At 52.7% G+C, this 22,337-nt stretch carries 19 protein-coding genes and 1 tRNA gene; 5 read left to right on the top strand and 15 right to left on the bottom strand.

Features of this window, described 5'->3' with window-relative positions; genetic code table 11:
• Nucleotides 1-213: 213 nt before the first annotated feature.
• A complete protein-coding gene (locus tag JX360_RS09975) occupies nucleotides 214-435 on the top strand; it encodes a hypothetical protein (RefSeq protein WP_244350515.1) in 222 nt (73 codons plus the stop codon).
• A gap of 72 nt (nucleotides 436-507) precedes the next feature.
• Here the strand turns inward: JX360_RS09975 and JX360_RS09970 are convergent, their stop codons facing one another.
• The 10 genes from JX360_RS09970 to JX360_RS09925 all read right to left on the bottom strand — a co-directional run bounded on the left by JX360_RS09970 (nucleotide 508) and on the right by JX360_RS09925 (nucleotide 11,345).
• On the bottom strand, nucleotides 508-1,563 hold the full coding sequence (locus tag JX360_RS09970) for a hypothetical protein (RefSeq protein WP_244350514.1): 1,056 nt from the start codon (nucleotides 1,561-1,563) through the stop codon (nucleotides 508-510).
• A 289-nt stretch (nucleotides 1,564-1,852) separates the two neighbouring features.
• Complete coding sequence (locus JX360_RS09965) at nucleotides 1,853-2,302, bottom strand: hypothetical protein (RefSeq protein WP_244350513.1); 450 nt, start codon at nucleotides 2,300-2,302, stop codon at nucleotides 1,853-1,855.
• Between the two features lie 617 nt (nucleotides 2,303-2,919).
• Nucleotides 2,920-3,204, bottom strand: coding sequence for a hypothetical protein (locus JX360_RS09960; RefSeq protein ID WP_244350512.1), 285 nt, complete (start codon nucleotides 3,202-3,204; stop codon nucleotides 2,920-2,922).
• 114 nt (nucleotides 3,205-3,318) lie between these two features.
• On the bottom strand, nucleotides 3,319-5,013 hold the full coding sequence (locus tag JX360_RS09955) for a PP2C family protein-serine/threonine phosphatase (RefSeq protein ID WP_244350511.1): 1,695 nt from the start codon (nucleotides 5,011-5,013) through the stop codon (nucleotides 3,319-3,321).
• Between the two features lie 175 nt (nucleotides 5,014-5,188).
• Nucleotides 5,189-5,800, bottom strand: coding sequence for an ATP-dependent Clp protease proteolytic subunit (locus JX360_RS09950; protein ID WP_244350510.1), 612 nt, complete (start codon nucleotides 5,798-5,800; stop codon nucleotides 5,189-5,191).
• A 65-nt stretch (nucleotides 5,801-5,865) separates the two neighbouring features.
• A complete protein-coding gene (locus JX360_RS09945) occupies nucleotides 5,866-6,447 on the bottom strand; it encodes a Uma2 family endonuclease (protein ID WP_244350509.1) in 582 nt (193 codons plus the stop codon).
• A gap of 179 nt (nucleotides 6,448-6,626) precedes the next feature.
• Entirely contained in the window at nucleotides 6,627-7,262 is a 636-nt protein-coding gene (locus JX360_RS09940; protein WP_244350508.1) for an ATP-dependent Clp protease proteolytic subunit, read from the bottom strand.
• Between the two features lie 128 nt (nucleotides 7,263-7,390).
• The gene (locus tag JX360_RS09935) at nucleotides 7,391-9,865 is read right to left on the bottom strand and encodes an ATP-dependent Clp protease ATP-binding subunit (protein ID WP_244350507.1); all 2,475 of its coding nucleotides are present in this window, start codon (nucleotides 9,863-9,865) and stop codon (nucleotides 7,391-7,393) included.
• A gap of 117 nt (nucleotides 9,866-9,982) precedes the next feature.
• Nucleotides 9,983-10,056, bottom strand: a tRNA-Arg gene (locus tag JX360_RS09930).
• A gap of 134 nt (nucleotides 10,057-10,190) precedes the next feature.
• Nucleotides 10,191-11,345 (bottom strand): tocopherol cyclase family protein, encoded by a 1,155-nt coding sequence (locus JX360_RS09925; protein WP_244350506.1) that lies wholly within the window; start codon nucleotides 11,343-11,345, stop codon nucleotides 10,191-10,193.
• A gap of 186 nt (nucleotides 11,346-11,531) precedes the next feature.
• On the opposite strand from JX360_RS09925, the gene JX360_RS09920 reads away from it, so the two are divergent.
• The 4 genes from JX360_RS09920 (at nucleotide 11,532) to JX360_RS09905 (ending at nucleotide 17,117) form a co-directional block, all read left to right on the top strand.
• Nucleotides 11,532-12,836 (top strand): CmpA/NrtA family ABC transporter substrate-binding protein, encoded by a 1,305-nt coding sequence (locus JX360_RS09920; RefSeq protein WP_244350505.1) that lies wholly within the window; start codon nucleotides 11,532-11,534, stop codon nucleotides 12,834-12,836.
• A 482-nt stretch (nucleotides 12,837-13,318) separates the two neighbouring features.
• The gene (ntrB, locus tag JX360_RS09915; protein ID WP_244350504.1) at nucleotides 13,319-14,149 is read left to right on the top strand and encodes a nitrate ABC transporter permease; all 831 of its coding nucleotides are present in this window, start codon (nucleotides 13,319-13,321) and stop codon (nucleotides 14,147-14,149) included.
• A 64-nt stretch (nucleotides 14,150-14,213) separates the two neighbouring features.
• On the top strand, nucleotides 14,214-16,211 hold the full coding sequence (locus JX360_RS09910) for an ABC transporter ATP-binding/substrate-binding protein (RefSeq protein WP_244350503.1): 1,998 nt from the start codon (nucleotides 14,214-14,216) through the stop codon (nucleotides 16,209-16,211).
• A gap of 69 nt (nucleotides 16,212-16,280) precedes the next feature.
• The gene (locus JX360_RS09905; protein ID WP_244350502.1) at nucleotides 16,281-17,117 is read left to right on the top strand and encodes a nitrate ABC transporter ATP-binding protein; all 837 of its coding nucleotides are present in this window, start codon (nucleotides 16,281-16,283) and stop codon (nucleotides 17,115-17,117) included.
• Between the two features lie 130 nt (nucleotides 17,118-17,247).
• Here the strand turns inward: JX360_RS09905 and JX360_RS09900 are convergent, their stop codons facing one another.
• The 5 genes from JX360_RS09900 to JX360_RS09880 all read right to left on the bottom strand — a co-directional run bounded on the left by JX360_RS09900 (nucleotide 17,248) and on the right by JX360_RS09880 (nucleotide 22,221).
• Nucleotides 17,248-17,586 (bottom strand): HepT-like ribonuclease domain-containing protein, encoded by a 339-nt coding sequence (locus JX360_RS09900; RefSeq protein WP_279611408.1) that lies wholly within the window; start codon nucleotides 17,584-17,586, stop codon nucleotides 17,248-17,250.
• Nucleotides 17,558-17,950, bottom strand: a complete 393-nt coding sequence (locus JX360_RS09895; RefSeq protein WP_244350500.1) for a nucleotidyltransferase family protein — start codon at nucleotides 17,948-17,950, stop codon at nucleotides 17,558-17,560. The genes JX360_RS09900 and JX360_RS09895 overlap by 29 nt, the downstream gene beginning before the upstream one ends.
• A gap of 396 nt (nucleotides 17,951-18,346) precedes the next feature.
• On the bottom strand, nucleotides 18,347-20,065 hold the full coding sequence (locus JX360_RS09890) for an ABC transporter permease (RefSeq protein ID WP_425244384.1): 1,719 nt from the start codon (nucleotides 20,063-20,065) through the stop codon (nucleotides 18,347-18,349).
• A 172-nt stretch (nucleotides 20,066-20,237) separates the two neighbouring features.
• Complete coding sequence (locus JX360_RS09885) at nucleotides 20,238-21,284, bottom strand: Fe(3+) ABC transporter substrate-binding protein (protein WP_279611407.1); 1,047 nt, start codon at nucleotides 21,282-21,284, stop codon at nucleotides 20,238-20,240.
• Between the two features lie 307 nt (nucleotides 21,285-21,591).
• On the bottom strand, nucleotides 21,592-22,221 hold the full coding sequence (locus tag JX360_RS09880) for a hypothetical protein (protein WP_244350497.1): 630 nt from the start codon (nucleotides 22,219-22,221) through the stop codon (nucleotides 21,592-21,594).
• Between the last annotated feature and the right edge of the window lie 116 nt (nucleotides 22,222-22,337).

Raw genomic sequence — 22,337 nt, 5'->3', positions numbered from 1 at the left:
TGGTTAAACATCTCTGCTTTGACCGCATTGAGGTCAAGAAACTTGAGCTTGAGTGTGGTGGTGACCCGTTTCATGGGGACTATTGTATGTACTATTTCTGTTGCTGAATAAATTCAGCCTGTGCGCTCATATCCCCCGGTTGGAAACCGGGGGCTTTACGCTGCTTTTCGTAAGGCTATGAACCGAGGAACAGGTTGGTTTGGGTTGAAGTTAATGTTGGCTGCGGCAGGGATTAGCCTAGCGGTTAAATATGGTGGCCCTTACCTGGCCCTACCGGAAGAAATGCCGGTGGTGATCAGCATGATCATTCTCCCCACCCTAATCCTGTCTGGGATCCTGTGGCGCTGGCAACTGCAGTCCCCTTCTGCTCTAGAAAGACAGGCATCCGATGATACCACAGAGACAGAAAAAAGCCCCCAACCCGATTCCGATTGAGGACCTGATTTGAGTGGAACCAGAGTTCAGAACTCCCAGACTGTCAGAGTCATGGAAGGGAGCTGAGCCAACCTACTGTTGGGTGAGTCGTAAGGTTACCGTTGGGCTGGTTTGGCTGCCGGAGGTGGCTGAGAGGTTCACCTGATACACCGTGCCGGAAGCTGGAATAGGAGGTCGAACGGTGACCGTGAAACGACCTTGAGCATCTGCTTGTACGGTTTGGTTGGCCACGGTCTGTTGGGCACTGATGATGCCGCCCAAAGAGGTGGAAGCCGTCACATTGACCCGTACCGAAGCATTGGGAGCTGTAGTCCCTTGCAGGGTAAACGAAGACCCAGAAACCCGATCTCCATCCCGCACATTGGTAACCTGAGGCAAGAGGGGACTGCTGGCAGGGGTGCTCACTGTAGCTGAGACCTCTTGGGTGGTGAGACGCTGAACACCGCCGGTAGCTCCTTCGATCAATCGGGCCGGTTGCTCTGCCGTCATGAAGCGTACCTGACCGCTATTTTCCAAGCGAGCGACGACGATCCCCTCACGGGTGGTATCTTTCGCCTCGATCAACGCATTCACCACGTAGGTACCGCTAGAAACCTCTTGGGCTTGCAGGGTTTGCACTTGCCGACCATCCTGCACCAAGTAAACCGTGACGCGGCTGGAGGGAGTACCTTGTACCGTCACCAGAAGGATCTCACCAGCAGCCAAGGGGCGGTTGCCTGCGTTGTGATCTACCGAATCGATGGAGGCGCGAATCGGGCTACCGACATTAAAGCTCCAGGTGACGCGACGGGTTACCCCTTGGGTATTGGTGAACTCCAGCAGAACCTCCCGACGACCGGCAGGTAGGGGTTGAGCCGGACGGTAGGTGAAGAAATCCTTGGTGATCACGGATTGGGAGGTCACATCTTGACCATCGACAAAAACCCTCACCGTTTCCGGGCGTACACTAACACCGTCTTGGGTTCGAAAAGAAGCCGAAATGGGGGATCCCGGTTCTACATTGGTGGCTGCTTGAGCTGGGCTGGGATCCGTAATTTGCTGGGCCCTCACCGGGAGGCCCGACAACCCCACAACCGCAGCGCCAATCACCAAGGCACGGGGAAACCAGGAATGAGAGTTATCGCTCATGAGACCATCCAAAAGAAAAGATAAAGAACAGATAGACCACACAGATGACGGGCGCAGGGGCTGTTAGGACATCGACCTCGATCATCCTGTTCGCATCCTGTCATGGGAGCCTTCTCCTGTCGATACGCCTGATCCACGGATTGACCCTCCTATTGGCTCAACCTCAGCGTCAGACTTGAGCAAAGTCAGCTGCCATCTGCCGTGCGGGATCCCGCGTCCATCTTTGCAAAGTATAGAAAGCAGCCGTGAAAATGGTGTGAAGGGATCCGTTTTGACCGGCTCAACCCAATCAGTTCACAAAAATCGCCCCTGTGGCTTGCAAATCCAGGCAATGATCGCCGGAGACATCATTCACCAGACGCACTTCTACGGTGATCACATTCATGGGATCCACGCTCACCAGATATTGCACGGGAGCCAACATGGGAGTGTTGATGGCCATGCAGTTGGGGATCCGGTAGTTGCTCAGGCGCAAGGTTTCTTCTGGAGGAAATTCGAACACAGCCCGCCGCGGATCCGTAAAGCCATACTCCAAAGGCAATCCCGTCCGGTTGATAATCACCAGCTCAGAGGGCCGGTTGGGATCAAAGCGAGCTACCGGGCGATTAAACACCGCTTGATCCACACCCACGGGTAATTGGGGCAAGGCAACCGTCTCGAAAGCTGACTGAGCGGCAACAAAGTTGCCTTGATGCAAAAGTTGACCACTCATCCAGCCGCCCACCAGGACAGCCATCATTAAGCTGATTCCGTTGAAATGCTTCATGCTTCGCCTCAGAACGCGCCCTAAGAGCTGTGAACAGGAGTAACAAGGTTTGCGAGAGGGATCCACCCAGATTCATGGGTAAGGGGCTACCCACGGCTGTTTGTATTGTTGCCAAAAACCTCTGGATGGGCCAGCGTTCCTTACCGTAGGAGCGGCGGTAATTTTGCTAGCTGGGTTTCTCAACTGAGCATCTCAACTGAGCGGGTGCAGCTCTGCAATTGGCGTAGAGACTTCAGCACATCGGCGGAGGCAAGGGTTCCGTGTTCAAAGCGATAGTAAAGAAGTCCATGGTTTCAAGACATTTTTTCATGATTATCCCAGCTATTGTTGAAGACGCATTAAATTCAGGTACACTGTCACCGGAGCAAGAGGCTGTCATCTACAATCTTCTCCGTAATTACCCTTGTACAGAGTCAGATCTAAATGCTTTGGAGATTTTGCTGAACAAGTTGGTCAAACGAGAAGTTCGCTACTTATCACCTTGCGCTGAGCGAGACATCCATTTCTGCTTTTGCTAGCTAGGCTATTTCACTGTTTTGAGTGTTTTGAGATGCTGCAGGTGGCCACCCTCAGTGCTCATCTAGTGCTCATCAAAACAAAAAGGGAAACACATCTCGAAAGCCTTTGCGCAGCTTCAATAAAAAGATCAACTGTTCCACCTCTGGAGAGACCGCTCCCTCTGGATCTTGGGCGGCCAAAGCCTCTTGTAAAGCTAGGAGCTCCGTAGGCGACAGGGGTTGGTTATCAACGGGTGAACGAGCCCGTAAATCGGGTTGTGCCCGCAACACCTCTTCTGGGATTTCAGCAGCCGGAGGCAAAGCCAAAGCCACATCCCACTGACCACTGAGGAGAGCCAGTAAGCTTGTTGTTACCATCCAGCTTCGTTGGTTCATCCAGTCGGAGCTCGGTTGCTTGCTGTTTTGATCCTAACCGTTCACGCGGGAGGGGATCCCTTTTTCTCGCGCCAGAAGCGGGTTACTCGATTTCCTTTAGGCTTGACAGCGCAACACCAGCACTGTCAGGTCGTCCGTTTGATGATCAGCAAATTCCTGAAGTGCCAACTTGAGCGTATATTCCATCAGTTCTGTTGCAGAAGCATGATCTAATAAAGGCTTCAATAATGGTGAGCGATCCTTCGACAAATCAGGCCGGGCCTCTAACAATCCATCACTAAAAAGCAACAAGGCATCCCCTGGCTGAAAATAGATTACCCCCTGTTCGTAGGCATCCCCAAAAAAGGATCCCAGAGGCATTCCGCGAGGGTGCAGCTCCTCAATTTGACCCGTTTGGCGCAACATGAGGGCATGGCCATGACCCCCATCCACAAAGGTGAGTCGACGTTGCGGGATATACAATTGTGCATGAAATAGAGTAACGAAGCTTTCGGAGCGAATTAAATCCGACTCCAAAGCGTTGGCAGTATATTGAATGTTGATTAAGGGGGAAGTTTGTCGTGCTAAAGCTCGGATCGCAGCCCGCACCGTTGCCATCATCAAAGCAGCGGGTAACCCCTTACCCATAACATCTCCCAACACAAGGTTAAACAAATCGGGAGCCGGTACTTGCCAATCATAAAAATCTCCCCCAACCTCTCGGGCCGACAGGCAACGGGCCGCCAGATCAAACCCCGGCAATTCCGGTATGGTGCGGGGCAACAGTTCCTGCTGGATCTCAGCAGCGCGAGCCAATTCAATTTGCAGTTGTCTGCGTAGGGCGGCGTTTTGGCGGCGTAATTCCACGCGGGCGATGGTGCGTTGTAACACCGTCTGGAACTCTTGTGGATCGAAGGGTTTACGCAAATAGTCGTCTGCCCCCTGTCGCAAGGCATCGATAGCGACCTGCTCTGAGCCAAAGGCAGTAGTCATGATTACCGCCATATCCCACTGCTGCTGACGAATGTGTTGGAGTACCTGCAAGCCACTGATGCCGGGCATCAGCACATCCAAAAAGACCAAATCCGGCAGAAAAGAGGAGCGGTCATTTGCTGGGGGATTGGGTTGCAAGTAGGTCAACGCCACTTCACCACTGACAACCCCTTGTACCTGAAACCCTGCCGCCCCTAACCATTGGCAAAGCAACCGATTGATATCCTCATCGTCATCCACCACTAGGACTCGATTGACCGGGGTATCCGTTTGTTCACTTGTTGTGGGGAGGATCCCATCTATGGGGGATGAGTGGGCGGGGAGAGTGGGCAGTTGTGACTGCAACTCCGCCGGGGAAGAACAGACCATCACCTGATAGCCTTGGCGGGTCAGGGTATTGGCCAAGTCCAAGGGATCCTGTTCCGCCTGGATTATCCAATAGATGGGGGTTGGCTCGACCGTCCCTAATTCTAATTCTCTGGTAGGTTCTACAGGTTGATGTTGCAGGTGTTCCAAGCCCAGTTCAATCGCCTGTAGGGTATCGGGATCCGGCAGATTGGCAGCTTCTACCCAGGGCTTACAGAGGTGTTCCAGGTGGCGGGCGGCACGGCCAACATCATCATATCCATATATCCCACTCGAACCGGCCAAAGTATGTGCAGCACGGTAAAAGTCTCGGAATCGGGTCAAATCTGGAGCTCCCTGTTTGTACTGCTGCCAGAGATGTCCCAGTTGCTGGATTTTACCGGGCAATTGCTCTTGGTAAGCTACCTTTAATGCCTCAAGCTGGTGTTGAAACTGTTGGGTGGGATCCGTCATAAGGTGCCAAAGAGTGGGCTAAAAAATATTGTGTTTGCAATTGGGATCACCTCACGCCCAGGCTGTATACAAGACAGATACAAGACAGATACAAGACAGGGATCCAACTTCTGGATCCCTATCATACTCAGCCTATCTCTCTTCAGTTCAGTTAGCGGGGAGCTTCAACAATGCACTAGCTGGCTAATGCCTCAGAGCGATCCTCGATCACCCGATCTACCAAACCGTAGGCTTGTGCTTCTGTGGCTGAGAGGTAGAAGTCCCGCTCCACATCCCGCTCAATTTTCTCCAGGGGTTGGCCAGTGGTTTGGGCCAAGATCTCGTTCATACGTTTTTTCACCCGCAGGGTCTCACGGGCACGAATTTCGATGTCACTGGCCTGGCCTTGAATGGTACCAATCGAGGGCTGATGGATCATGATGCGGGAGTGGGGCAAAGCAAAGCGTTTCCCCTTCGTCCCTGCTGCCAGCAAAAAGGCTCCCATCGAGGCTGCCTGACCGACACAGACGGTAACAATATCCGGCTTGATATGGTTCATGGTGTCATAAATGGCCATGCCCGCCGTGACGGATCCCCCAGGAGAATTGATGTACATGACAATATCCTTTTGCTGATCTTGGGAGTTCAGGTACAGCATTACCCCTACAATTGTGTTGGCCAAATTATCATCAATTGCCTCACCCAAAAAGAGGATCCGTTCCTGATACAAGCGATCATCCAAATTGATCCACTGACTATAGGGTTCGCCCGGCAAACGGTATGGAACACGGGGTACTCCAATCGGCATAACCAACTCCTTGATACTGGGTAGAAAACTTGACGAATCTTTCTTTCGAAACCACAAAACTGCTCTTAGGGCTCAGCTTTGAGGATTTGCTCCGCCGTTAAATGTAGTTGCGGCAAAATGGTAGAAACAATAAGTTGGGATCCGGTTTTTTCCTCCTCTTGATATTGACCATCTGCCCACCTCAGCAATAAGATAGATTGCCTCTGTGGATCCACAATCCAATATTCTGGAATGCCACGGGCAGCATACTCTTTGCGCTTATCTTGATAATCTCGCTGTTCATTCTCCTTGCCGGGCGAAACAACCTCTACCACCAGTAACGGCGGCGGCATGTGTAACCGAATCGTTCCGCGGCCATCTCCCAGCAGGTGCACATGGGCCGGATCCAAAACCATGACATCTGGATTGCGAAATTGGGCTTTAGCTGACGGAATCTCAACTTCCACATGACCCACAGAGAGTTGAGCAGGAGGAAGGATTTGAGCCAAACGAAGGGAAAGGGCAAAAGCTATCCGAGTGTTAATTCGATCTTCTGTTGGCATTTCCCGAATGTATCCATCCTCCACCTCAACTCGCCCTTCATACGACCCATTTTGAATCGCTAAGTACTCCTCAACTGTTAGTGGCTGTGCTGGTGTTTGAACCATTGTCCTTTCCTCTCTAGGCTTGCAAAATCTGTTCAGCAATCAGAGCAAAGCCTGGAATAACCAAAGCCCTAACCCAATTCGTTCCCCCTTTTACTGATGTCTTGCTCTGAATCAGGCTCCAGAGACAGAATGGCTGTGAATCGCTGACCAAGCACCCGTATCATTTTTGGATCCCTCCCTTAACTTTTGGCTGATGCCAAAGCGGGTGCAGACTTGGCACTGACTAGTACCTGGTCGATCAAACCGTAGGCCTTGGCTTCTTCTGGGGTCATGAAGAACAGCCGCTCCGTATCCCGTTTGATCCGTTCCAGCGGTTGTCCCGTACTGCGGGCCAGTTGCTCCAGCATCATGTTGCGTATGGTCAACACTTCTTTGGTGCGGATTTCGATGTCGCTAGCTTGACCACGGGTGCCCCCATAGGGCTGGTGCAACACAATCGTGGCATTGGGCAAACTGGCCCGGAATCCTTTCGCACCTGCTGCCAGCAACATGGCCGACATCCCAATGGCATTGCCAATGCAAATCGTATGCACCGGGGGCTTGATATAATTCATCGTGTCCAAAATGGCAAAAGCCGCCGTGTCATAGCTGTAGGTGCCGGTGGAGTTGATGTACATCTTGATCGGTTTCTCCCGATCCTCATACTGCAAGTAGAGCAGTTGTTCGACAATCAACTTCGTGACATTGGCATTGGCCTCCTCAGCCAAGGGCAAGCCAAGATAAACAATCCGCTCCTGCAACAGCAACGAAGCCAAATCAGGGGGAGGGGTACGGACCGGGGCACCACCACTGTAGTAGTAGGTTGATTGCACCATACCAAAGTTCTCCTATGGGGGAATCAAAGACCAAAGACACAAATTGGGGACAAGAAAGGGATCCGCAGCAATACCGGCCAAACGGATCCCTGGGATTGGAGAGAGTAAGACCCAATACAGCTCAGGGGTTATTCTGCTCCTTGCGGCAACAGGACTCGCTCTGGCTCAGTGATCAGCACCTTCGGCTTGCGATCATCATCTACATCGATGATCGCCTCAGCGCCTTCCTTCACACGCCCGGTTAGGATCTCCTCCGCCAAGATATCCTCCAAGAGGCGTTGAATGGCGCGGCGCAAAGGACGTGCCCCGTAGCTGGGGTTGTACCCTTCATCCACCACCAACTCTTTGAAGCGATCGCTGACCGTGAGGCGGATCTTCTTCTCCGTCATGCGGTCGAATACTTCCTTGAGAAGGATATCGGCAATTTGCTTCACCTCATCTTTGTTCAGTTGCCGGAAGACGATGATCTCATCCAAACGGTTGAGGAACTCAGGGCGGAAATATTGCTTCAACTCCTCGTTTACCAAGTTGCGGATGCGGTTGTAGTTGGCATCTTCGTCGTTGCTGTTGAACTCGAAGCCCAAACTGCCCCCACCTTTCTCGATCACCTTAGAGCCAATGTTGGAGGTCATCACCAGCAAGGTGTTCTTAAAGTCCACCGTGCGGCCCTTGGCATCCGTCAGGCGGCCATCCTCCAGGATTTGCAACAACAAGTTGAACACATCCGGGTGGGCTTTTTCAATTTCGTCGAAGAGCACCACAGTGTAGGGACGACGGCGAACCGCCTCCGTTAGTTGACCGCCCTCGTTGTAGCCGACGTAGCCTGGCGGGGATCCGATCAATTTGCTAACGGTGTGCCGTTCCATGTATTCCGACATATCCAGCCGGATCATGGCCGACTCAGATCCGAAGAAATAGGCTGCCAAGGCTTTGGTGAGCTCGGTTTTACCCACCCCGGTGGGGCCCGAGAAGATGAAGCTGGCAATCGGACGGTTGGGGTTCTTCAGCCCAACACGGGCACGACGGATGGCCCGCGAAATGGCTCGTACCGCCTCCTCTTGGCCAATAATGCGCTGGTGTAGAGTATCTTCCATGTGTAGCAGCTTCACCGATTCCGTTTCGGTTAGCTTCGCCACTGGCACCCCTGTCCAGGCACTCACCACTTGGGCAATGTCCTCTTCCGTCACCTCCGGCATTTCGTCGCGGTTGTTTTCTTCCGCTTTTTTGGCAGCAGCAATGGCGCGGATCTGCTGTTTGATTTCCATTTCCCGATCCCGCAGTTCACCCGCTTTGTCGAAATCTTGGGCACGGACAGCCGCATCCTTATCTCGCAAAACTCGCCGCAGCTCTTGATCCAGTTCTCGGGCGGCTGGAGGCAATTGGGAATTGATCAAGCGCACCCGCGAGGCGGCCTCATCAATTAAATCGATGGCTTTATCGGGTAAGAAGCGATCCGAAATGTACTGATCGGCCAACTTAGCAGCAGCATCGAGGGCGATATCTGAGATCTTCAGTTTGTGGTGCTGCTCATAGCGCTCCCGCAATCCGAAGAGGATCTCGATGGTTTCTGAGACGGTGGGTTCGCCTACCATGATCGGCTGGAAACGGCGCTCTAGGGCAGCATCCCGCTCGATATGTTTGCGGTATTCATCGAGGGTGGTGGCTCCAATGCACTGCAGCTCACCCCGAGCCAAAGCGGGCTTCAGAATATTGGCAGCATCGATGGCCCCTTCGGCGGCTCCTGCCCCGATTAGGGTATGGACTTCGTCGATGACCAGGATGACATTGCCGGCCCCGCGAATCTCATCCATGATTTTCTTGAGGCGCTCTTCAAATTCACCCCGGTACTTGGTTCCGGCCACCAGCAGGCCAATATCCAGGCTGACCACCCGCTTTTCTGCCAGGATGTCCGGTACATCCCCTTGGACAATGCGCTGCGCCAAGCCCTCAGCAATTGCGGTTTTGCCAACCCCAGGCTCCCCGATGAGCACCGGGTTGTTTTTGGTGCGGCGACCAAGAATTTGAATCACCCGCTCGATCTCCCGCATCCGACCGACCACGGGATCCAACTTGCCCTCTTGAGCCAATTGGGTCAGATTCGAGCCGAATTCGTCCAGAGTCGGGGTTTTGGTACGACCTTGAGATCCGCCCCCAGTGGTGACTTCGGCGGTTTCCCCCAACATACGAATCACTTGGGTGCGCACCTTGGACAGATCCACCCCCAGATTTTCCAGGACACGGGCTGCCACCCCTTCTCCTTCCCGGATCAGGCCGAGGAGCAGGTGTTCGGTGCCGATGTAGTTATGGCCCAGCTGACGGGCCTCTTCTAGAGACAGCTCTAGTACTCGTTTGGCGCGGGGAGTGAAGGGGATCTCTACAGCCACAAAGCCGGATCCACGACCAATAATTTTCTCTACTTCAATACGGGCATCCTTCAAGTTCACTCCCATGGACTTGAGAACTTTGGCGGCGACCCCAGTGCCCTCGCCGATTAACCCCAATAGAATTTGCTCGGTGCCAACGAAATTGTGACCCAATCGTCTGGCTTCTTCTTGCGCCAGCATGATCACCTTGATGGCTTTTTCCGTAAAGCGTTCAAACATGATCTTAGGCTCCCTATGCCTGCATCAAGGCGGACTTGATAGGGCTAATCCTAACACAGGATCTGGGGAGACCAAGGGACGGTAAATACCCCAGACTGGAATTGTCTGGGGCTGAGACGCGCCTGGAGAGATTTGAACTCCCGACACCGTGGTCCGTAGCCACGTGCTCTAGTCCACTGAGCTACAGGCGCAATTTACCCAATGCGATGAAAATTGGGCAACCACGGTTGAATGTCTGTCCGCAGTGGACCTTAATATCAATGTGGCTCAGGTATTCTAGCACAAACGTGACGTTTGGGAAGTCTGGCGGAAGTGTAAATATCCGTCAGCATTGTCCATGCCAACTCTGGAGGAGATCTCCCCCCACTTCTAAGCCTGACTGGTGACTGGCGGTGGAGAGGACTTGTCTCCACACTTGGCCATCCCGTTGCCACAGTCTGATCCGCAGGTGGCCAGCTAAGGTGTCTCGACAGTTGCGCTGCATCCCTTGCGGGCCAGGGGTAAAAACCGTCTGCCCAGGTTCTTGAGTATCGCCCTGCAGTTGAATGGCCCAGGTGGAGCTTTGCCCCGCAACTTGCCAAGACCCCCAGGGATCCACTTGCCAAGTTAGCTGAGCTTGTCCAGGTCGCCATTCTAAAAAAGGCTGGGATCCCCAACCGTGCAGACTGATGAGGGCCACTTCTTCTGTGCGGGCGAGCACTTGCCGTTCGGCACCGGCACAGGTGAGGCTAAGACGGGGGTGATCTGGGAAGGCATTGCACTGGATCCAAAACCAGCGCCGGGGGAAGCTTTGTCCCCAGTTTTTTTCCGCGTAGACGGGAGCACGCTGAAACTCATAGCGCTTGCCACTCCATTCCACCCAGCCGCTGGCCAAACCGTGGGCCATCAAAATTTGCCAACCCGGTTCAAAAATGGGCAGATAAGACCCAATCCCCATCGTTGCTTGCGGTGGGATCCCGTAGGCATAATCGGGCTGAATGCGGTAAAGCCAACGAACTGGTTCGGGACAAAGGGGATCTGGCAAAACGCCTTGGTTGAGGTGGGCAGTGAACTGGTAGCCACTGGAGAGGGTCTGAAAGAAAGTAAGAGCCTCTTGAAGTCCGGTGGGGTTGGGATGATGGATCCCCTCCTGAAATGCACCCCAGTGGCCGAGGGCGAGGTGATCCCGCTCTGCCCAAAACCCTTTGGGATTCGGGAACGTGCGCCAACAAAGCTGATCCCGGGGCCCCAACACCTGCGCCATGCCCCCCTGCTGCGGATCGATGGCGTACATAAAGGAAAAACTGACGGGATCCGGATTGTCTAAATCCGAGGTACAGGGCAACGTGACGCGAGTATACCAGCCCTCGAAAAACGGCTTCGTCCAACCATCCCAGTGGTAGCCCGCATGGGGTAGGGATCCCTTCAAAGCAATGCCCAACCCAACTGATGGGTTTGGGCAGGTGGCAGAAAAACAGCGAGAGCTCAGCTTGTTGATCATAGGACTTTGACCATAAATTTTTATCTATGATAATCAAAGAAATAATTATGTTGCATCTATATCTCTCTACCTTTACGATGACAGCAAGCTAAGGGTTTAAGGATTTCTTGAGGTTTTGTGTCCGGTATCCGCCGTTAGCTTCTTTCAAGTTTGCACGACAATTCCAATCCTTTACACGAGGTGTGCATGAAATCACGTCGCAGTTTTCTGCTGTCTGCTGGTGCGGCTACAGCGGGCAGTCTCCTCAGCGGCAGCCTAGCACGGGCCAGTTCTGGCTACTGGATTGCCCAGGCAAGCGGCCCAGAAACCCCCAACATTAAGCTGGGTTTTCTTCCAATCGTTGAGGCAGCGCCGCTGATTATCGCCAAAGAAAAAGGCTTCTTTAGTAAGCATGGCATGACAGGTGCGGAAGTTCTCAAACAAGCCAATTGGCCCTCCGCCCGTGACAATGTGGTGATTGGTTCGGCAGGGGGAGGAATTGATGGAGCCAAATGGCAAATGCCGATGCCCCATTTGATTCACACGGGTGCCATTACCAATAACCAACCCGTGCGCATGGCAGTTTTGTGTCAGTTGGTTACCCAGGGAAATGGAATTGCCATTGCGGGTATGCACGCGGGTAAAGGCATAGGTTTGGACATTTCAGGAGCAGCAGACTACATCAAAAACTTTGCCTCCACCAACGGACGTAGATTCAAGGCGGCTTTTACATTTCCCAATGCCAATCAGGATTTTTGGATCCGCTATTGGCTAGCTGCTGGGGGTATCAATCCGGATCAAGATATTGATTTGTTGGCAGTTCCACCGGCTGAAACTGTGCAGGGCATGCGCAACGGCACCATGGATGCCTTCAGTACTGGGGATCCTTGGCCCTACCGAATTGTGGCCGATGATATTGGCTTTATGGCCGCTCTCACCCATCAAATTTGGCCCTTCCACCCAGAAGAATATCTGGCTGTTCGTGCCGACTGGGTAGAACAGAATCCCAAAGCGACGCAAGCCGTCTTGATGGCGGTAATGGAAGCACAGCAGTGGTGTGATGATCCTGCAAATCGAGAAGAGTTGGTGCAGATTTTGTCACGCCGTGACTATCTGAATGTGCCGGTCGATGTTCTCACCCCTCCCTATCAGGGCAACTACGAAATGGGAGATGGTAAGCCAGCCGTTCAAGATTTCAACGCTGGGCCGTTGTATTGGGAGGATGGTCGCGGCAGCGTCTCTTATCCCTACAAGAGCCATGATCTTTGGTTCCTCACTGAATCCTTGCGTTGGGGCTTCCATGCTCAATTCATTCCCGATTTGGATGTGGCTCGTCGCTTAGTGGATGAGGTGAACCGGGAAGATCTGTGGCGAGAGGCAGCCCAAGCGCTGGGGGTTAAGAATATTCCCAGTAGCACCTCGCGGGGTACAGAACGCTTTTTCGATGGCGTGGTGTTTGATCCACAGGATCCACAGGCCTATCTGAACAGCTTGAAGATTAAAAGAGCCTAAGCGTACTCTTGCTGTTTGTGATTTGTTTGAGATTGTTGTTGGGATCGTTATGTCCTACAGCGTCTTGTAATTGAAAACTCCAAATTTGTTTTTGTGGTAATGGGCTTATCTTGAACATCTTTGGGGTTTCACTCTGTTGAACTACAGGACGGACGCTGTGGGCCTAATCGATAGATTTTTATCATTTTTGGATTCGTCATGTTGGCTTTAATTCATGTCCCCCATGAATATTCTTATTCTAGGGATCCCTTCTTTGAAAAGTCGAGGAAGACTGACTTAGCTAAGCTAATCTTGTCCGTGGCGATTGGGTTGCTAGGCTTTTCGATTGCACTAAGAGTTTTGTTGAACTTGGAAACCCTGTGCATGCCCACTAAGGCAAGAACCAAAATGGACCAAAATCCGTGTCTTATTTCTCGAATCCTGTAAAATCCATTCGAGCTCTGAAAAGCTTCAAATAATTGTCCTCTATCTGCTGCTAACCCATGACCACAACACTTTCTGCTCCTGCTTCTAAGCCCAAGACTACAAAAGTTGATCTGGCAAAATATCGAGATCAAATTCTGCCGCCTATCGTTGGGGTAATCGGATTTTTGCTCATCTGGCAAGCCCTAGCCAGCTCTAATCTGATTCGGCTGCCGGGGCCGTGGGATGTGTGGATGGATGAGCGGAGTCGATATCTTATTCTCCACCCTTGGTATCGCAACAGTGATCTGGATCAGGGTTTACTCCGCCAAACTCTAGCTAGCTTACAGCGAGTGGCGATTGGTTACTGTAGTGCTGGATTGGTGGGTATCGCCCTAGGCATTTTGGTGGGGAGTAGCGTTTGGATCAATCGCGCTTTGGATCCCATTTTTCAGTTTCTGCGGATGGTGGCTCCTTTGGCATGGGTACCGATTGCCTTAGCTGCCCTTCAACGCAACGAGCCGGCTGCCCTTTTTGTGATTTTTATCACCTCAATTTGGCCGATTTTGATTAACACAGCCGTAGGGGTGCGACAGATCCCAGAAGACTACATCAATGTTTCGAAGGTGCTCAAGCTATCCAAGGTGGATTTCTTTTTTAAGGTTTTGTTGCCCTCAGCTCTGCCCTATATGTTCACTGGCCTACGCATTGGAATTGGCTTGTCTTGGTTGGCCATTATTGCGGCAGAAATTGTTATGTCTGGAGTGCCGGGGATTGGATTTTTCATCTGGGATGCCTATCAGCAAAATTATGTTACTGAGATCATTGTTGCTGTTGTCTATATCGGAGCAGTAGGGTTGCTTCTGGATCGTTTAATGTCTGTTTTGCAAAGCAAGATAGCGAGTCGATAACATTTCGAGCCCTCACTGAATTGGGTTCCTCAGATTAAATGAGCTGGTGAACTGGGAGGTTTTTGTGTCTGTACTGGTAAATGTGGAACAGGTGGAAAAGACTTTTGGGCTGCCTGGAGGTCAAGAATATCTCGCGCTTAAAGGGATTGATCTGCAAATTCATCGAGGTGAGTTTGTTTCTTTGATTGGACATTCCGGCTGTGGGAAATCCACCCTTTTGAACATGGTGGCGGGGTTGTCTTTGCCGACGGGTGGGATCGTGGCTTTGGATGGACACACCATTACAGCTCCTGGCCCGGATCGCATGGTGGTGTTTCAGCACTATTCTCTTTTGCCCTGGCTAACGGTGCGGCAAAATGTTGCCCTGGCAGTGAATGCAGTTTTGAAAAACTATTCTCAGGCAGAGCGTCAACAGATCATCGAAGAGCATATAGATTTGGTGGGTTTACGCCATGCTGCCGATAAACCTCCGGCCCAGCTATCAGGGGGCATGAAGCAGCGGGTGGCCATCGCCCGTGCCCTGGCTTTACGACCTAAGGTATTGTTACTTGATGAACCGTTTGGTGCTCTCGATGCCCTCACGCGAGGCAATTTACAAGAGCAATTGATGCGCATTTGTGAAGAACATCAAATGACCACTCTGATGGTCACCCATGATGTGGATGAAGCCGTGTTGTTATCGGATCGGGTGGTGATGCTCACCAATGGGCCGGGATCCCGAATTGGCAATATCTTAACCATCGATATTCCTCGCCCCCGCCGTCGTTTGGAGGTGGTTAATCATCCCAGTTACTACAGCTACCGCAGCGAAATTATCTACTTTTTGAATCAGCAAAAACGGATCAAACAGTGGCGTGCCCGCAAGGAGGCAGTGATTGCCCGGCATGGCTTGGAAAAGATCAATCTAGACATTGGCTTTGTGCCCCTGACCGCCTGTGCCCCGCTAGCAGTGGCTCAAGAGAAAGGCTTTTTTGCCAAGCATGGCCTGGAGGGAGTCAATCTGGTACGGGAAACCAGTTGGCGTGGGATCCAAGATGGTATCCATGGAGGCTATTTGGATGCTGCCCAAATGCCTGCGGGCATGCCGGTGTGGATGTCTCTGGGTGGAGGAGACAATCTGCCACAGCCGATGGTAACCGCCCTCACCCTGACTCGCAACGGCAACGCCATTACTCTACATAGGCGCTTCTATGAGCAAGGGATCCATACCCTTAGCCAATTGAAAGCCTACATTTTGGATAGCCCCAGCCGTCAACTCACCTTTGGAGTGGTGCATCCCAGTTCGATGCACAATTTGCTGTTGCGCTACTGGCTAGCAGCAGGCGGGATCCACCCCGACCGAGATGTGGTACTGAAAACCTTGCCCCCAGCTCAAATGGTGGCCAATCTAACGGCGGGCAACATTGATGGCTACTGCGTGGGGGAACCCTGGAACCTGCGGGCAGCTCTGGAGGGAAGCGGTTTTACAGTGGCTACTGATCTAGAGATTTGGCTGGGGCATCCCGGCAAGGTCTTGGGGGTGCGGGAGGATTGGGCTAGGGCCTACCCGAATACCCACATTGCTCTGGTGAAAGCACTTATGGAAGCCTGCCGCTATTGTGAGGATCCCGCCCATCACGAGGAAATTCGGGAGATCCTCAGCCGACGGGCCTACCTGAGCACCGACAAAAGCTACATCCATCTGGGGGATCCCCATCGCATCACCTGTGACCTGGATACCCCGATGCGGGAATATGCCCACCATCAGTTCTTCTTGGGAGCCGGCAACCGCCCGAGTCGAACGGAGCATCTGTGGATGATGACCCAAATGGCCCGCTGGGGGGATCTGCCCTTCCCTCGCAACTGGGTGGAGATCCTAGAGCGGGTCTGTCAAGTAGGAGTCTTCAGTACAGCAGCCCGTGAATTGGGCATTGATGTTTCCTACCAACGGCAGCCCATTCAATTGTTCGACGGGATCCCGTTCCAGGGTGAGGATCCGGTGGCTTACCTGAATAGCCTAGCGATCAAACACGACATCTACATGGCGGAGGTGGCTTTGGATCGGCGGCCTGTGTTGCTTTAGATATTCGCCTGCATGATACCCTTCATTTCACCAGCTCCTAATTAAAATCCCAAGTTGGAGTAATCGAAAATGACGACGCTCTTGACTGCTGCTGCCAAAATTCAAATCGATACAAAACCTTACTTGTGCATTGAGAATCTCAGTAAGACTTACTCTACCCCCAAAGGTGACTATCCAGTTCTGCGGGATATTAACCTGAACATTCAAGAGGGAGAGTTTGTCTGTTTGATCGGACATTCTGGCTGTGGTAAGACCACTTTACTCAATATGGTTTCTGGTTTTGCTCAGCCCACTAGTGGCTCTGTGCAACTGAAAGGGAAGCCCATTACAGCCCCCGGCCCGGATCGGATGGTGGTGTTTCAGGGCTATGCCCTATTGCCTTGGCTAACAGTTTTTGAGAATGTTTACTTGGCAGTCCAGTCGGTTTTTCCCCAGAAAAGCCAATCGGAAAAATATCAAATTGTCGAGGAACATCTGCAGTTAGTGGGGCTGGGGGAAGCAGCTCAGAAGTATCCCCCACAAATTTCGGGAGGGATGAAACAGCGGGTAGCCATTGCTCGTGCTCTAGCGATTCGCCCGGAGGTGTTGATTTTAGATGAACCCTTTGGGGCTTTGGATGCTATTACCAAGGAGGAACTTCAGGAGGAGCTATTACGCATTTGGGATGAACACCGCTGCACAGTTTTGATGATTACTCATGATATTGATGAGGCGCTATTTTTGGCTGACCGTTTGGTGTTGATGACCAACGGCCCTGCTGCTACTATCGGGCAAGTGGTAACTATTCCTTTTGCTCGTCCCCGTGACCGGGAACGGATCTTGGAGGATCCGCAATACTACCGCCTGCGCAATTCCATCCTCAGTTACCTCTATGGACATGAGGCCAACCCGGAAGCAGCCCACTAACGATACGGAACGTTTCACAAACGCCAACGCTTCTCGTCCTACGGACAAACTGGAGGGTCATCGCGGCCTGTATGGCACAACGCTAGTCAGCATGGCGGAGCACTTTTTTATATTTGTTTGTATTTGTAATCTAGTCCTTGCTGGGTAGAAGCGGTGTAATATACTCTAACAGTTCAGGAATGTTGGTTTTAACCACTTCCCAGACCAAATCGAGCGTGACTTCATTGTAATCGTGAACCAGTCGATCGCGCATTCCAGCAATCCTTCTCCACTCAATGGTTGGATGCTGAATACGAAACTCGGTTGAAAGTCGCTTGACCACTTCACCCAGAACTGTAATTTCGTAGAGGATGGCAAATTGAGTCCTTTCATCGTGCTGGAATTCAGCTTCAGTCATGTTGGCAGTTAGGCGGAGAATCGCTTGACAGAATTTGGCAATGTCAAGCAGATAAGACTGGTCTTGATGCATAGATTATCTGGGCAGTGTTCAAAATATTTTTGCGTCGAATCCAGTTATCGCTATCCACAATAGAACGCTTTTCGATCAGGTCAACTTCACGCCCAATCATATCCTCTAGTTGGTATTCCATGCCAACGAGATCCATGAGGCTTAGATGTGGATTAGCACTGCGGTCAAAAACCACCAGCATGTCGATGTCACTGTCAGGCTTGAAGTCGTCGCGCAGAATAGAGCCAAATAGTGATAGTTCAAGGATATGATGCTGTTTGCAGAAGTCAGTGAGTTTTTCTGGTGTAAGGTTAAGTCGTTCATAAATCATTTTTTGATCGATCATCTGATTCCTCCTTTTGCTTTTTTTATTTGCAATTGCCATCCTCACCCTATGTGCCACTAGATTTTGCCTTCATCCCCCAACCTCTTCGCCCAGGCAGGGTTTCGTCGTTTCTGTCGTGAGCCTCCCGCACTAAACGCAATCTTGAAATCTTATAGTCCTTTGCGCCAAGGGCACGCTAGCGCGACCGTTAGTCACCTAGTATGGGGTTAATCCCCCTCGGGATAGCGGTGCGGAGCACCCTAGCCCTTTTGAAATTCTGAAAGGGGTTAGGGACACAACCGTTGTTGTAGCAAACCTACCTTCACTTTTGGGGTGGCGCAGCCTGCCGTAGGCATTGTTGCTACGCAACGCTAATGCTACGCGACACGCGACTGCGGAGCATGAAAGGGCTGTATGTAGCCAGGTATGTGTGTTTAATCTCTCCCAGATGGCGCTTTAGGGATCCACCCGTGAGCTATGGCGTTGTTGCTGTCCTAACCGGGAATTGAGCAAGATCACTGGCAAAATCCCCACCAACACGATCGCCAGAGCTGGGGCCCCTGCTTCCGCTAGACGTTCATCAGCCGCCATCCGATAGGTTTGTACCGCCAAGGTGTCGAAGTTAAAGGGTCGCAACACCATTGTCGCTGGCAACTCTTTCATCACATCCACAAACACCAGGATCATCCCCCCCAGGATCCCTCCTGCCATCAATGGCAAATGCACCCGCCAGAGGGTACCCAGGGATCCCTGCCCCAGGCTGCGAGCCGCCTCATCCAGACTGGGGGGGATACGCATCAAAGTAGCTTCAAGGGTCGAAAGAGATACCGCCAAAAATCGCACCAAGTACCCAAAAATGAGGGCCGTGATCGTGCCGCTGAGTACCAAACCAGGCGGTTGTTGGAAAAGCACCTGCCGCAGATGACTCAAAACCTGATCCAGCCGCCCCAAGGGGAGCAGCACCCCTACCGCAATCACTACCCCCGGCAGAGCATAACCCAAAGAAGACAGCTGCACCGCCAGCCGCAGACCCCAGTGGGATCCTACCCGTTCCAATGCCTGCATACGCAGCCCATAGAGCACCAATACCGACACCAACACAGCAATAACCGCCGTAACCGTTGCCAGCGTCAAACTGTTTTGGGCATAGCTCCAGAAGCGACGCCCCAGTCCCCCCTGCCGCAGAGTCATATTGAGGAGGATCAAAGCCGGTACAGCAAAGCCCAATCCAATCGGGATCCCACAGGCTAGCCAAGCCCCCACCGCTCGGATCCCTCGCAACACATACCGACTGGCAGCGGGTTTGCAGCCCTGGCGATAGTAGCGTGCCCGCCGCCGCATCGCTTGTTCCCCGACAATGAGCAGCAGCACCAGCAGCAGTAAGAGTGCGGAAAGTTGGGCAGCCGCCACCGGGTTGCCTAAGGCTGTCCAGGTTCGGTAAATGCCCGTTGTAAAGGTGTCTACCCCGAAGTAGCTGACGGTGCCAAAATCGTTCAGGGTTTCCATCAACGCTAACAGGGTGCCAGCGACGATCCCTGGTCGGGCCAACGGCAGTGCCACCCGACGAAAACTGGCCCAAGGCCCATAACCCAGGGAGCGGCTCACCTCCAAGCAAGCCACTGATTGTTCTTGAAAGGCCAGTCGCGCCGACAGATAGACATAGGGGTACAGGGTGAGAATCAAAAGGAGTGTCGCTCCCCACAGAGAGCGGATGTTGGGGAACCAGTAGTCGCCAATGCCCCAGCCAGTGATCCGCCGCAACCAAATCTGAAATCCACCGGTCACTTGTAAAAAATCGGTATAGGCATAGGCCAAGACATAGGTGGGAGCGGCCAAAGGCAACACCAGCAACCATTCCAACCAAGCCCGTCCCCAAAACTGGCACATGGTCACCAGCCAAGCGGTGCCACTCCCCAGCAAAACCACACCCACAGCCACCCCCACCATCAGCAGCAGGGAATTGCGCACGTAGAGCCCCAAGACGGTTCCAGCCAGATGTTCCCAAACCTGCCGTTCATCCGCAAAAAGACTCAACAATACGGTCAAAGTTGGGATCAGAATCAGACCCGTCAGAGCCAAAGTCAGCAGTGCCCAGCCATTGAGCCAACGGAACCGAATCCTCCCAAGGGAGCTGCCAAGCTGTTTGCTTAAGGTTGGCCAAGCCAGTTTGCTCATCAACCGCAGGTGAAATCGACAAGATTGGGTGAAAACTCTTTTCTATTCTCAGGTAAAAATGAGGGATCCCGAAGATCAGAATCCCTCAGACAGCCCTGGAAATGCCTTCTACCCATTGAACTCAGACCCTAACAGGCAGGGAGATCCCCCAGGGATCCCCACACACCAAGCCCTACTTCCAGCCCGCCCGATCCATGACCATCAACGCATCTGGGGTAACTCGACCAATACTGGCGGCGTTGAGGGTATCTTCTTTAAAGCTGCCAAAGCTTGCCACCACTGAATCGATCTCCGCTCCTGGCAAAACTGGGTATTCATTATTGCTCTGGGCAAAAATGGCTTGGGCTTCTGGCCCAGAAAGGAACTCAAGGAACTGAATGGCTGCTTCTTTGTTGGGAGCAGTTTTCAAAATACCAGCCCCGCTAACATTGACATGGGTGCCGCGATCCTCCTGGTTGGGGAAAAACACACCGATCTTTTCGGCCACCGCTCGATCTTCGGGATTATCGGACTTGATCAGGCGGGGTAGGTAGTAGGTGTTGGCCAAGGCCACATCCCCAACACCGGCGGCAACGGCCTTGATTTGATCCGTATCTCCCCCTTCCGGCGGACGGGCAAAGTTGGCCACCAAGCCCCGCGCCCATTCCTCGGTTTCCGGGATCCCGTTGGCCAAAATGATCGAGGCGGTTAGGGATTGGCTGTACACATTGCTGGAGGAACGGGTGAGCACTTTCCCCCGCCACTTCGGATCGGCCAGATCCTCGTAGGTGGACAGTTCGCTGGGATCCACCCTGTCCTTGTTGTACATGATCACCCGCGCCCGTTTGGTCAGGCCAAACCAATGTCCTTCCGGATCCCGTAAAGACTCCGGGATATTGTTCGATAACACCTGGGATTCAATTGGTTGAAACAGCCCCTCATTTTGGGCGCGCCACAACCGGGCAATATCCACTGTCATGAAAATGTCGGCAGGACTGTTGGCCCCTTCACTGCGAATCCGCTGGGTGATTTCGTCGGCATTGCCTTGTACCCAGTTGACAGTAATGCCAGTTTTTTCCTTGAACAGGTCGTACAACTCTTCATCGGTGCCGTAGTGACGGGAAGTGTAGAGGTTCACCTCCTGGTTAGCACCGTGGGCCGGACGCAAGAAAGAGCCCGCCGCCAAGGCCACAGAGCCGAGAGAGGCTCCACTGACAAACTGCCGCCGCGATAAACGCATACACAACTCCTAAGCTCAAAAAATCACGAAAAAACCCATCACCGGCAAAGCCGACGATGCCTCTCTCTGGTGAGAGATCACACAAAAGCCACACCACCGAGGCGGAGGTGACTTGCCTGAACCTGGAGGAATCCAAAGAGATGGAAACCAAAACCGGCCACCTCAGGCCCAGCTTATTGAGACTTCTATTCAAGAATTTTTCTCTGGGCTTAATGATAGAGGATCCCAGGTGTCAGGTCAAGCTGTTAGTAGTTATTCTCATTTGCCGGCGCTTAGGGTTTGAGGGATCCAATTTGTCCGGGTGGAATTAAGGGCAATCGAGGCTGGCAAACACCTGTTCGGCTTGGAGTAAGGCGTTGTTACCGGTGGAGATGAGCAGAAACAGGAGCAGGTCTTCTTGGTGCAAGACTGCTGATTGATAGACGACACTGGGAACTGTTGTGGATCCCTCTTGCTCCTCTCCTTCTAGAATGAGCAGAGAGGCGGATTGGTCACAGAGGCGGCGGGACTCGTTGCGTTCAACTGTAATCACCTGCTTTCCGGCACGAGACTCACTCACCCATTCTCTCACCTGCTCCCGAAAGCTGGCCTCCAGCTCCTGCCGGTCATTCTCATTCAGTACCTCGGCGTCCACACGGCCCAGCATCAGGATTGTGCTTCCATCACGATTGGTTACCCCGGCAAACTCAATTGGCCCAAGGTGGAAACTGACCATTCCCTCTGCGCCACCGGGGAGTTGATGTTTGAAGATGGTTTGGGCTTTTGCTTCCACCGCTGTGGAGTCGAGGGTAAACCCGGTCACCTCCCGCAATACCCGCGACAGATAGTAGCCTGCCGCAACACAGGATCCCACCCCCAGCACCAGGAGCAGTCCGCAGCCGAGGGCTACTCCACGCCAGGGAAAGCCAGAACGGGGATCCGGTTGAGTGGAAGTCATAGCAAGGGCCTCAGCCCGCAACGTTGGGTGAATTGAGTGTAGCAAGGCGTGTTCACCTAAGTGGGATTCTCGAAGACTTGGAAGACAGGAACTCCCTTGAGTATCTTTTGGAGTGT

It is taken from the genome of Thermostichus vulcanus str. 'Rupite' (genome assembly GCF_022848905.1).
GTDB lineage: Bacteria > Cyanobacteriota > Cyanobacteriia > Thermostichales > Thermostichaceae > Thermostichus > Thermostichus vulcanus_A.
The sequence above is the reverse complement of the archived record's forward strand: the minus strand, read 5'-3'. Positions and strand labels throughout refer to the sequence as shown.